The sequence below is a fragment of the Streptomonospora litoralis genome (assembly GCF_004323735.1).
GTDB classification, from domain to species: Bacteria; Actinomycetota; Actinomycetes; order Streptosporangiales; family Streptosporangiaceae; genus Streptomonospora; species Streptomonospora litoralis.
In genome coordinates, this window is the sequence record NZ_CP036455.1 from 2,946,304 (window position 1) to 2,958,387 (window position 12,084).

General features: G+C 68.9%; 11 protein-coding genes. 7 read left to right on the forward strand and 4 right to left on the reverse strand.

Annotation, left to right across the window (positions count from 1 at the left end; genetic code table 11):
- Nucleotides 1-83 precede the first annotated feature (83 nt).
- The 3 genes from EKD16_RS12655 (at nucleotide 84) to EKD16_RS12665 (ending at nucleotide 2,419) form a co-directional block, all read left to right on the forward strand.
- Entirely contained in the window at nucleotides 84-812 is a 729-nt protein-coding gene (locus EKD16_RS12655; RefSeq protein WP_131098564.1) for a DUF433 domain-containing protein, read from the forward strand.
- 7 nt (nucleotides 813-819) lie between these two features.
- Complete coding sequence (locus EKD16_RS12660; protein ID WP_131098565.1) at nucleotides 820-1,242, forward strand: PIN-like domain-containing protein; 423 nt, start codon at nucleotides 820-822, stop codon at nucleotides 1,240-1,242.
- Nucleotides 1,243-1,477: 235 nt separating this feature from the next.
- Nucleotides 1,478-2,419, forward strand: a complete 942-nt coding sequence (locus tag EKD16_RS12665; protein ID WP_242676947.1) for a type IV toxin-antitoxin system AbiEi family antitoxin domain-containing protein — start codon at nucleotides 1,478-1,480, stop codon at nucleotides 2,417-2,419.
- 26 nt (nucleotides 2,420-2,445) lie between these two features.
- Here EKD16_RS12665 and EKD16_RS12670 read toward each other — a convergent pair whose 3' ends face one another.
- From EKD16_RS12670 to EKD16_RS12680, 3 genes are read right to left on the reverse strand one after another with little or no spacing between them, the layout of a single operon-like run.
- A complete protein-coding gene (locus EKD16_RS12670; RefSeq protein ID WP_131098567.1) occupies nucleotides 2,446-3,153 on the reverse strand; it encodes a DUF6082 family protein in 708 nt (235 codons plus the stop codon).
- Between the two features lie 52 nt (nucleotides 3,154-3,205).
- Entirely contained in the window at nucleotides 3,206-3,799 is a 594-nt protein-coding gene (locus EKD16_RS12675; RefSeq protein WP_131098568.1) for a DUF6879 family protein, read from the reverse strand.
- Complete coding sequence (locus EKD16_RS12680; protein ID WP_131098569.1) at nucleotides 3,800-4,039, reverse strand: hypothetical protein; 240 nt, start codon at nucleotides 4,037-4,039, stop codon at nucleotides 3,800-3,802.
- 271 nt (nucleotides 4,040-4,310) lie between these two features.
- Between EKD16_RS12680 and EKD16_RS12685 the strand changes: the two genes are divergently transcribed.
- The 4 genes from EKD16_RS12685 to EKD16_RS12700 all read left to right on the forward strand — a co-directional run bounded on the left by EKD16_RS12685 (nucleotide 4,311) and on the right by EKD16_RS12700 (nucleotide 11,215).
- Nucleotides 4,311-5,639, forward strand: a complete 1,329-nt coding sequence (locus EKD16_RS12685) for a hypothetical protein (protein WP_131098570.1) — start codon at nucleotides 4,311-4,313, stop codon at nucleotides 5,637-5,639.
- Between the two features lie 101 nt (nucleotides 5,640-5,740).
- Nucleotides 5,741-7,828 (forward strand): AAA family ATPase, encoded by a 2,088-nt coding sequence (locus tag EKD16_RS12690; RefSeq protein WP_165498559.1) that lies wholly within the window; start codon nucleotides 5,741-5,743, stop codon nucleotides 7,826-7,828.
- Entirely contained in the window at nucleotides 7,825-9,048 is a 1,224-nt protein-coding gene (locus EKD16_RS12695) for an McrC family protein (protein WP_131098572.1), read from the forward strand. The genes EKD16_RS12690 and EKD16_RS12695 overlap by 4 nt, the downstream gene beginning before the upstream one ends.
- A gap of 142 nt (nucleotides 9,049-9,190) precedes the next feature.
- Nucleotides 9,191-11,215 (forward strand): UvrD-helicase domain-containing protein, encoded by a 2,025-nt coding sequence (locus EKD16_RS12700; protein WP_131098573.1) that lies wholly within the window; start codon nucleotides 9,191-9,193, stop codon nucleotides 11,213-11,215.
- 133 nt (nucleotides 11,216-11,348) lie between these two features.
- Here EKD16_RS12700 and EKD16_RS12705 read toward each other — a convergent pair whose 3' ends face one another.
- Complete coding sequence (locus tag EKD16_RS12705; RefSeq protein ID WP_131098574.1) at nucleotides 11,349-12,038, reverse strand: DUF899 family protein; 690 nt, start codon at nucleotides 12,036-12,038, stop codon at nucleotides 11,349-11,351.
- Nucleotides 12,039-12,084: the final 46 nt, after the last annotated feature.

Genomic DNA, 12,084 nt, shown 5'->3' on the forward strand with positions numbered 1-12,084 from the left:
GTCTGCGCCTACCGGGTCGTTCAACTGCACACCCCGACCAAGCAGTGCCATACTTGGTGCTTCCTACCAGGGAGGGAGAGGCCGTGACCGGAGCGACGGCACCTGTACGGCCGCTCGACGATCCTCGCTATACCACCCCGATATATCGGCGCAGCGAAGCCGCACAGCTTGTGGGAATACGAACCAACACGTTGCGCAACTGGGCCAACGGATACACGATCAAGCGCCCCAGCGGCCGGCGCACGGTGTCGGCTTCGTTGATCACCACCGACCCAACGGTGAGCGGCAGGAAGCCGAGCGTTCCTTTCGTCGGGTTCGCCGAGTCTTACGTGATCTCGGCGTTCCGGGCCGCCGGGGTGTCGATGCAGCGCATCAGGTCGGCCGTCGAGGAGTTGGAGAAGCGGTTCGGTCTGCCCCAAGCATTGGCCAGCGAGCGTCTGTACACCGATGGCGCGGAAGTTCTCTGGAACTACGGGCAGCAGTCCGACGATCCCTATGATCAACACGTCGTCGGCGGGCTCGTGGTCCTTCGGAACAACCAGGGTGTGTTTCGCGAAGTCATCAAGGACTACCTCACGCAGGTCACCTACGAAGACGGCTGGGCCAAGCTCATCCGGCTCCCCCGATACGAGCGCGCCGATGTAGTTGTGGATCCCCGGATCAATGGGGGCGCCCCTACTGTCGCGCGACGCGGTATCCGGGTCTCGGACATCACCGACCGACGGCACGCCGGGGAGAGCCTTGAAGAACTCGCCTACGACTATGAGCTGACTGAACGGGAGATCGCGGCTGTTCTCCCGCAAGCCACCTGAGAAGCGCATGGACCTCTCATCCCCCGATGGCCTGACGTTCTTCCTCGACCGGGGTCTCGGTTCGCGCATCGTTGCGGGCGCCCTGCGCGATGCCGGCTGGCAGTTGGAGACCATGGACGAGCGCTACGGCAAGGACTCCTCCCAGCGCGTCGAAGACGTCCAGTGGATCGAGGAGGCAACCGCCAAAGGCGACGTCCTCCTATGCAAGGACCTTCAGATCGCTGTCAATCCGCTGGAAGCCCACTGCATCTACATGAACAGCGCCCGCGCCTTCGGCCTGGCGAACCGTCGGTTGAAGGGCCCTCCGATGGTGGAGCTATTCCTGGGCCATGCGGCCGCCGTATGCCGCATGGCCCACCGCGCCGAAGGGCCCTACGTCGTCGCGATCAGCGAGCATGGCCTCCGACGTCGCAAGCTGCATTTGCCGTGAAAGTGGACGGTCGTCCACAAAGGTCATTGGCGGGCGCCCGCTGAGGGGCCGCCGGGGGACGCCGCCGCCTTCGGCTCGCGCCGACCCGGTGCCGTCATCTATTGCGCGGAAACCGTCGCTGTGGCGGGGAAAACCGGCAGAAACCTCGCGATAGATGAGGGAGAGTCGGTCTCACCGTCCACAACCGCATAATCCGTGTGGCCGCGGGCTTTGCCGCACGGTCATGCTCGGGCGTATGGAGACCGAGGAGGCACGCCGGGCCGCGGGCGCGCAGTACGGCGTCCTCACCCTCGCGCAGGCGCGCCGGTGCGGAATGGCCGAGGGCGAGGTTCGGCACCTGGTGCGGCGTGGCGCCTGGGTTCGTGTCCATCAGGGTGTCTTCCGCATCCGCGAGCTTGAGGACCGCAGTGAGCGGGGCCGGTTGCTGTCGGCGGTCATGGCGGCGCAGTCGGCGCTGGGGCCGGCGGCGTTCGCCAGTGCCGAGACCGCCGCGCGGTTGTGGGGCCTGCACGGGCTGCCCATGTGGGACGGGACCGTGCACATGACCCTTCCGGCCACGGGCACCCCGTACCGCATTCCCGGTGTCCGCCTCTACACCTGGGCCACCGAGCCGAAGGAGACCGTCTCGCGAGGCCGGATCCGGGCCACGCGCCCCGGGCGGACCCTGCGCGACGTCGTGCTGCGTGTGGACCGCTACACCGCGGTCTGCCTGCTCGACTCCGCTCTCAACCAGGGGCTCGTCCGGAGCGGGGAACTTTCCGGGCTCGCCACCGCCAACCGTGCCCGCTCCGGTTGCCGCCGCTCGCGCCCCTGGTGGGGCCTGGCCGACGGCCGGGCGCAGAGCCCTCTGGAGACGCGCATCCGGCTGGTGTGCGCGGACGGCGGCGTGCCGCCGGACGATCTGCAGCACCCCTTCCACGACGCCCGCGGCCGCCTCCTCGCCGTCGGCGACCTGTGGTGGTCCGACCGCCGCCTGCTCGTCGAGGCCGACGGCCGCGCGCCGCACGAGCTCCCCGAGTCGCTGCTGCGCGATCGCCGCCGCCAGAACGCCCTCGAACTCGCCCGCCCCGACGTCCGCATCATCCGCTTCACCTGGGCCGACCTCGCATGCCCGAACTACATCCTGGAAACCGTGCGCGGGGTCGGTCCCGACCCGAACGAGCCGGGATCCGGTTAGCGCGATCGGCTGCCCCGATCAGTACGTCATCCTCGTCGCAGCACCGTTGTGCGTTCGCGCCGCCACTGGGCGATCGCGTTGACCAGGACAGCCGCCAGGCCCTGCGGGGAGGGAGGCCGCGTCGCCGCAAAAGCCGCGTCGGCCTCTGCGGTGAAGAAGTCCTCGGCTTCGTCGCCGCCGGTCACGGCCGCGCGGGCCGCTCTGGCCTTCGCCCAGAAGGTGTAGATGTCGCGGCTGGTCATCAGGTGGCGCAGGGCTCCGCGCAACTCGTCGAGTTCGATCGTCTGGGTTTCGTAGGCGACCTTCTGCAGGTTGAGGACCAGATTGCAGTAGTGGTCTTTCCGCGTCTCCCGCGATCCCGGGTACACCTCCGGCCAGACTCCGAGCAGCTCGTCGTCGTCGATCGCCATCTTGACGATGTCGGTGTGGATCTGCCGCAGCGAGATCTCGCTGCTGCGCCGCTGGTCTTCCATCGCCAGGTCCAACTGCGACCTCTGGTTCTGCAGATCGCGCCGCTGCAGGAAAAGCGTCAGGGCGATCCCGATGAAGGCGACACCGGAGAAGAAGACACCGACCGGGGCGACGGCCTCGCCGATCTTGGACCAGCGGTCGAGTGTCCTGTCGTCGGCTCCCAGGAGCAGCAGGGCCGGAATAGCCAGACTTGCGGCCACCGCTGCGACGCCGAGGACGACGCCGGCGCCCACCGCAGCGGATCGCACCCCTCCCCGGTTCATCAGCGCAGCCTACCGCCCGCGATCCGTCGCGGCCGCGACGGATCGGCACGCCTCAAAGTTCCGACTGAGCCAGGAACCGTTCGAGAGGAACGGCGCCGGCGCGCAACGCGAGTGCCCGCTCTTCCAAGGCCCCAACGGTGCGGGGGTCGCGTACCAGCCAGCCTCCCGCCTGCACACCGGTCGGGCCGTGTCCGTAGTCGTGGACCAGGGCGGTACGCCGGTCGAAGAGCAGGAAGTCGAAGGTCTCCCCGTTCGGCAACGGCGTCTCGGATGACTCCCGTACGACCTCGATGTTCTCGCCCATCGTCGCGCGAATGCGGTAACTCATCAGCTCGTAGCGCAGGTATTCGGTCACCGGCTCCTGCACGACGCGCACTCGGGCGAACTCGATCGCGCGGGCGCGTACGTCCTCGTAGAGCGGACGGTCGCTCTCGGCCTCCTTTTTCAGCAGATCAAGGGAACTTTCGAGATCGCCGCGCCGGTAGGCCTCCTGGGACTCGTTGGCCGCACTCTCCTGGTAGGACTGCCAGCACTCGATCTTGAGGAACCTCGACTCCAAACGCGACCAGGCGGTCGAGAACTCCGCACCGAATTCGTCGAGGTCGAGGCGCGTACCGCCTTCCACGACCCACCGGGGTGGCTGCACCTAACTCTCCGGGATGTCCTTCTTGGCTGCTGTGAGCGTGTTGCGGGGGATTCGAACGATCCGTTCGTTCGGCGCGCATTTCGCGTCGCTCAAGGGCGTAACGCCGATTTCTTCTGTCACGTCGACGCCGATGACGGCGAAACCGCCGTCGTCAAGCTCGACGATATCCGGAGACCCGCTCACCCCTGTCGTGTTGCCGAGTTCCGCCGGAGTCTTCCCCAGGCGCCGCCCCGCCTTCACACCAGACCACCCACCCGTCCCGAACCGTCCGATGGACCTTCAGCTGACGCTACCGCTCACGGAGTGTCAACGGCACCTTCGCAATGGCGAGGATCGGCTACCCGAAGATCGAGCAGGCATAATCGATAGGTGAGCGGCCACCGACTTCCTGCCTGACCGGAACCGGCCAACCATCGCTGCAGCGATGCGACGGGGCGAAACAGCGTGGTTATGGTTCTTTATGGCGCGCCGAGACGACGCAGACGACCACCGTCTGATTCAGACAGCGGTCTTGGGCAACCCGCGATCACAGGATCCCGTCTATCTGCCCATGGACGAGGCGGGCGTACAAGCGTTCCGGCGACGCCATCGGGGACGGACCCTGTGGTGCGGGATGTATGTGGGCGGCTGCGGAGGAGAGCTGAGCGATAAGGTCTACAAGGACCGAGTGTGCCACTTGGCGCACCAGTCCTCCTCCAACGGGTGTACTCGGCGTCACGGTGCAGCAGACAGCGCCGACCACCTTTACGCGAGCAAGAACGTCAACCGCTGGCTTGAAAAGCAGGGCTGGGACGGGCGCTACGCCCAGTACACGGGCGAGTTCTCCACCGGCGGCACGTGCACACGGGTCCTCCTCGAAACCCTGGACGCTCTTCCGCCGATCTGCATCGAGCTCTCCGAGCGGTTCGACAGCTATCTGACACAGCTACTTCAAGCCGACGAGATCAACCGGGTCGACTGGCTCATCAGAGACAATTCCCGACTCGCGGGAGAACTTATCGACCGCAACGGTTATGCGCTGCGTATCCGGTTCAAGGACCAGGATCTGGGCCGCGCTTTCGAGGTCGGCACCGCCACCCGCGACGGCCATCTCCGCTGGAGCGATCTCTCCGAATGCGTCTTTACCCTTAAGGGGATCCGCACGCCGACTCTGGCGGACGGGCACCGGCTTCGCCTGGCATCCACTGCCGCCAGAACACCTCGACCCGAATTCGAGCCGGAGACGGTCGACGATGTGGAGAAGCTGCGACGCCTCATCGGTCGCGCGCTGAAGGAGAACAATCCGGGTGCCGCACGCCACGCCATCGACACGATCGTGCAGCACATGTCTGGTTTCCCCCCCGAGGCGAAGAACGAATTCCGAGCCAAACTGATCGATCTGCAGAAACTCAAAGACCGCTCTGCCGTACGTTTGCAGGCCGAGCGGTTGCTGCACGAACTGGATACGGCCGTCCACTCTGGGGAGCGAGAGCATGCCGCGCAGCTCAAGCACAAACTGCACGGGCTAGCCCGAAACACTGAGAATGGGCTTTCCCCGCAGCAGCGCCGAATGATCTCCTCGCGGTTGGGCGCCGCCGACAGGTCCGCTGCCGCGCGCCCACGCGCATCCGCGCCGTCCGTCGGTCAACTAGTCACCGAGGCCGTCGAAAAACTGGAGGCGGCAGTCCGAAAGGGAGACCGGCGGCGCGTCGAACGCCTCAGGAAGGACGCCACCGCCATGGTGCAGACCCTCGGCTCCCGCGCCACCACCGCGCAGGTATCAATGCTGCGAAAAGCGATTACGCAGGCGCAGCGCTACCTGCGCGCAAGCGCGTCGAGCAGCCGCAAGCCGAAGCGATGACGGTGAGACTACCCAGAACTAAGGTGCCCCCGAACACCATGCAAGCCACCGCCGGCCACCTACCCACGTCCCCCACACGTCAGGCTGCTCAGGAGCCCCCGATGCCGACCCGTAAAGAACTCAACGCCAAGACCACTCGCCTGACCATGGTGATCCTGGCCGGCGAACCCCGCGGAATGCACGTCGGGGCCCTGTGGGAGCAGCTCCTGCAGGAATACCCGCAACTGGAGTCGGACTGGGCCGCCTACGTCAACGACCAGAACGGACCCAACCGCAACCTCCGCTGGGTATCGAGTGAGCTGGTCAAGATCGGCTGGATCTTCAAGGACGGCAACGGCACCTGGCAGGTCACAGGGGTGGGCCGCTGGGCGCTGGACTCCTGGCCCGACCAGGACAAGCTGTGGGAAGTCCAGCGCGAGCGCTACACCGAGTGGCGCCGGCAGCGCGCCTGGTTCGACCGGGTGCAGGACGCCCTCCCCGCGCTGCCGGGCGGGGCGTGGGCCTCCGCCCAGGACCTGGCGCTGGTCACCGGCCTCGACGCCTCCCTGCTCGTGCACCACCTGTGCGGTACCCGCCCCGAGGGGTGGCACCGTGTGCTCGACGCCGACGGGAGGCCGCCGGAGCAGGCGCACCTGACCGAGGACGAACGGCGCCTGGTCGAAGGACTGCTGGAGGCCGACGGCACTGTCGGGGCCGACGGCCGCGCACGGCCCCATCAGCGGCTCACCGAGTCCGACCTGCGCCAGTACCTCGCCGACGACGACCCCGGCGACACCCCCAAACGCCGCGCCTGGCTGGTGCGCGGGTCCAGCGTCCACGGCGAGAACCTCGTCCGCTCGCTCTGGCTGCCGGAGGGCATGTGCTCGCTGCCCGCATCACGGCTCCGGGAGGTCCCGGCCGGCAGCGCACGCGAGGAGGTCGCCGCGGCGGTCGAGGAAGGCTACGCCCACGCCGGCTCCACCGAACGCGACAAGCTCACCCGCGAGTACCACGACTTCCTCACCCGGATGCGTACCGGCGACATCGTGCTCACCAACGACGGCGCCGAGGTCTACATCGGCCTCGTCGACGGCCCGCCCGGCTACACCGCCAGCAGCGGCGGCAAGGCCAACCTGCAGCGCAAGGTCGCCTGGCACACCGCGGACGGCCCGCGCGACTACACCGACCTCCCCGAAGCGGCGGCCAACCGGCTCACCAATCCCGATGCCGTCCTCATCGACCTCACCGAGTTCACCGGGGACCTGGAGGAGTGGCTCGGCGAGGAACCCGACCAGCCGGTCACCGAGCGCGACTTCTCCCTGCCCGACGCCGATCCCGGGCTCGCCGAGGCGCTGCTCTTCGACCAGGACTGGCTGCAGGAATGCGTCGACCTGCTACGCGACCGGCCGCAGCTCATCTTCTACGGCCCGCCCGGCACCGGCAAGACCTACGTCGCCCAGGAACTGGCCAAGCACCTCACCGGCGGCAAACCGGAGAACACCCAGCTCGTGCAGTTCCACCCGTCCTACTCCTACGAGGACTTCTTCGAGGGCTACCGCCCCCGCCCGGCCGCCGACGGCCAGCAGCCCTCCTTCGAGCTCACCCCCGGGCCGCTGCGCAAGCTCGCCGACGCCGCCCGCAAGCGCCCGGGCGAACCGTTCGTGCTGATCATCGACGAGATCAACCGGGGCAACCTGGCCAAGGTCTTCGGCGAGTTGTACTTCCTGCTGGAGTACCGCGGAAAGTCGGTCGACCTGCTCTACGGCTCCGACGACGGACTGGGCTTCACCCTGCCGCGCAACATCGTCATCCTCGCCACGATGAACACCGCCGACCGCTCCATCGCCCTGATCGACGCGGCCATGCGCCGCCGCTTCTGGTTCCAGGAGCTGCACCCCAGCACCGGCCCGGCCTCGGTGGTACTGGAGCGCTGGCTTTCCCGCCGCGACCTGCCCGACGACGCGGCGCGGCTGCTGGCGGCCCTGAACGACCGCATCGCCGACCGGGACTTCCGCGTCGGCCCCTCCTACCTGATGCGCGAGGCGCTCCACGCCGACTCGCGCGGCCTGGAACGGGTGTGGCGCCACCAGATCCTCCCCCTGCTGGAGGAGCACCACTACGGCGACGGCGTGGACGTCGAGAAGATGTACGGACTGGCGACGCTGCGCAAGGATCTGGGCCTGGGCGACGACGCGGCGCCGTCGGCATGACGCGGATCGAACTGACCGAGCACGCGCCGCAGACCGGGGTCGTGCTGACGGCCGCACAGGCGGCGGCGCTGGCGGCGTGCGAGCTGGTGTCGATGAAACCCGAACCGGGCGGGACCTGGACGCTCACCGCGGACAAGGGGCTGGTTGGAGCTGTCCGCGTGGGGCCGCATGATGCCGACGTCGAACTGCGCGTCGCCCCCAAACTGGCGGTCCAGCGGATCATGTTCCTGATCGGCTACGCCCAGCACGGCGTCCACTGGCGCCGCCATACCGTCGAGGCCCAGGAGCGAACCGACCTGCTGCCGGCGATCGCGGCCGCGTTCGCCCGCATGGCCGATCGGACGCTGGCTCGCGGGGTGCTGCTGGGCTACCACACGGTCGAGGAGGCGTTGCCGGTCGTTCGCGGGCGCATCCGCTCCTCCGAGCAGCTGCGTCGGCGCTTCGGTTCCCTGTTGCCGGTGGAGGTCGTCTACGACGACTTCTCCCCCGACATCGCGGAGAACCGGATCCTGCTCGCAGCGGCTCAGCGCCTTCTGCGCCTGGGCGGGCTGCAGGGCGCGACCCGGGCGCTGCTGCACCGCGTGATCGCGCGGCTGGACGGTGTCTCTGCGCCGGTGCCCGGCGGCGCGCTGCCGTACTGGCGGCCCAGCCGCCTCAACACCCGGTACCAGGCGCCGCTGGGCCTTGCGGAACTCGTGCTGCGCGGCGGTTCCTATGAACTGCACCGGCCCGACGGGGTGCGCGTCGAGGGCCTGATGCTGCGCATGTGGCAGATCTTCGAAGACTTCGTCTCCCAAGCGCTGAGCGATGCCCTGGCCTCCTACGGCGGCCGCTGCGAAACCCAGGACACCGACCACTACCTGGACCGTGCCCGCACCTTGCGGCTGCGCCCCGATCTCGTCTACTACCGCCAGGGCGGCGACGGCCGACCGGCGCCGGCGGGGGTCGCCGACGCCAAGTACAAGACCGCTCGCACAGGCCGCACCGACGACGACGTCTACCAGGTGCTGGCCTACTGCACCGCGCTGGACCTGGCCCAGGGCCACCTGATCTACGCCTCGGGCGCTCAGCCCGCTCCGCGCACCCACCGCATCGCCGGCCCCGGCGCCGTCCTGGTGCACCAGCACGTTCTGGACCTGGACCGTGCCCCCGCGGACGTACTCGGACAGGTGGCGGACATCGCCGCGGTCATGGCCAGCGGCGCGCTCCAGCATTCGTGACCGCCCTACCGACATGTGGCGGTCATTCTCCCCTTTCGGGGACAAAGCGGCCGCCTTCCTGGTGGACTGCCATCGCGTCTCGACTTCAGCGGCGCCGGGTCGAGACGATCGCCTTCGGACCGCGCGCAGAGAGGAATCCCCCATGCCCCAGCTCGCCATCGACAAGGACTTCCTGAGCCGCTACGCCAAGCTCGACAAGCGCATCCAGAAGGCGGTCGACGACGCACTGCACAAGTTCGCGGAGGTGTACTACGCCGGGGGGCACCTGGAGAAGGTCACCGACGCGCGCGATCCGCGGGTTCGCACGCTGCGGATCACCCAGGGGTACCGGGGCGTGGTCATCGCCCCTGATGCCGGGGACTCCTTTCTGCTGGTCACCGTATTGCCCCATGACGAGGCCTACGCCTACATCCGCAGCAGGCGGTTCTCGGTCAACCACGCGCTCGGCGTGCTGGAGGTCCGCGACGAGGGGGCGCTGGAGAGCTTCACCCCCGCTTTGGAGGAGCTCGCCGCCGCCGATTCGGCGCGGCTGTTCGACCACATCTCCGACGCCGACCTCATCCGGCTGGGTGTGGACGCCGAATCGCTGCCGATCGTGCGGCTGCTGACGTCCGAGGCGCATCTGGAGGCGATGGCGAAGATGCTGCCGGGCGGCCAGTACGACGCCCTCGTGGCGCTGGCCTCGGGGATGACGCCTGAGGAGGCCTGGGCCGAGGTCGCCAAGAACCTCGTGGAGGAGGTCGCACCGGACCGCATCGACCCCGACGACCTGACCGCCGCCATCCGGCGCAGCCCCGGCCGGGCGGTGTTCGTGGAAGGCCCGGAGGGGCTGCAGGCGATGCTGGAGGCGGCGTTCGACCTGTGGCGGGTGTTCCTGCACCCCCAGCAGCGCAGGATCGCCTACCGGCCGAGCTTCAACGGCCCGGCGATGGTCACCGGCGGCGCCGGCACCGGCAAGACGGTGGCGGCCGTGCACCGGGTGGCCCACCTGGCGTCGCGCTACGAATCCGGGCCGCCGCAGATCCTGCTGACCACGTTCACCAAGACGCTGGACGCGGCGCTGCGCTCGCAGGTCGAACTGCTGATCACCGATCCCGCGCAGCGCGAACGCGTCGACGTGCGCAACCTCGACAGGGTCGCCTACGAGGTGGTGTCCAACGAGCGCGGCGCGGGTCTCGCTTTCCCCGACGCGCGCGAGCTGGAAGCCCTCTGGGAGGAGGCGGGCGCCGAGCGGGCCTACGTGGACGCCGCGCGGCGCGGACGGGGCACGCGCCTCAGCGTCGATCAGAAGCGCGCGGTCTGGAGGGCCGTGCTGGAGGCGACCGAGCGCATGTCCGCCGCCAACCAGTGGACGTTCACCCAGGTCGCGGCCACCGCCGCCGAGATACTGGAGCGCACCGGCGACCGGCGCTACGAGCACGTGGTCGTCGACGAGGCGCAGGATCTGCACCCGGCGAAGTGGCGGCTGATCCGCGCGCTGGTCGGAGAGGGTCCCGACGACCTCTTCATCGCGGGCGATCCCCACCAGCGCATCTACGACCACCGGGTGTCGCTGGCCTCACTGGGCATCAACGTGCGCGGGCGCAGCCGCAAGCTGACGGTCAGCTACCGCAGCACCCAGGAGATCCTCTCGTGGGCGGTGCGGGTACTGGACTCCTCCCCCGCCACCGGCCTGGACGACCTGGAGGACAACCTCGACACCTACAGCTCCCCCCTGCACGGCCGCCGGCCCGCGGTGCGCTGGTTCGCCGACCGCGGCGCCGAGCTCGACGGCCTGGTCGAGCAGGTACGCGAATGGCTCGACGACGGAGTCGAGGCCGGTTCCATCGGAATCGCCGCACGCACCCGCAAGATCGCCGAAGCCGCCGGAGAGCGCCTGAAAGACGAGGCGATCGGCTGCGGAAGCCTGGCCAGGGGCCCCGGGGTGCGGGTGGGCACCATGCACGCGATGAAAGGACTTGAGTTCCGCTGCGTCGCGGTGGTGGGCGCGGACGAGGAGACCGTGCCCCGCCAGTCGCAGATCGCCGAGGCCGACGAGGACCCGGCCGGCCACGCCCGCGACATGCAGCGCGAACGCAACCTGCTGTTCGTCTCCTGCACCCGGGCGCGCGATGCGCTGCATGTCTCCTACAGCGGCGAGCCGAGCCCGTTTCTGCCGGTGTCGTGAACGCAGCCGCCCGAGCGGGCTTCGGCGTTTCGGCTCGGGCTGGTTGCGGGAGCCGGCCGGCGGCGGGAGCGGCGTCTGCGAGCACGGGACGCGCCGCCCCGGCGCGCTGGCGCCGGGGCGGCTTGCGCCGGTCTCACTCGCTCTGGCCGTAGTAGGCGGCGATGTCTTGGGGGCTGAGCCAGCGGGTGCCGGGAGGTTCGCCTTTCGGGTGGCCGGCGGGGGACTCCTGCCAGTCCTCCTGGCGGCCGTAGGGCAGCACGTCGACCAGGGCGAAGGTGTGGGCGAGCTGCTCGAGGCCTCTGCCGGTGGTGTGCCAGGTGCGGTAGGCGGTCTCGCCGTCGCGCAGGAAGACGTTGAGGGCGAACGCGCCGCCGGGCGGGGCGCCGACGTCGGCGCCGAAGTCGCTGTTCGCCGTCGAGTACCAGGTCATCGCGTTGCCGACGCGCCGCTTGTAGGCGAGCGCCTCGTCGATGGGGCCTTGGGTGACGATGACGAAGCGGGCGTCGTAGTCGGCGAGGAACTCCAGTCGGGTGAACTGCGCCGTGAAGCTGGTGCATCCCCCGCACTGCCAGCGCTCGCCGGGAAACCACATGTGGTTGTAGACGATCAGTTGGCGTTTGCCGTCGAAGACATCGACCAGCCGGACCGGGCCGTCCTCGCCTTCGAGGATGTAGTCGGGCATTTCGACCATCGGTAGGCGGCGGCGCTGGGCGGCGATCGCGTCGAGTTCCCGAGTGGCGGCCTTCTCGCGGTCGCGCAGGGCTTCGAGGCTCCGCTGCCAGGTCGCTGCGTCGACCACGGGCGGCATCGCGTCGGCGGCCATGGCACCTCCATGAGATCGTTCGTCGGTTCGAGCTTTCACAGGGCCG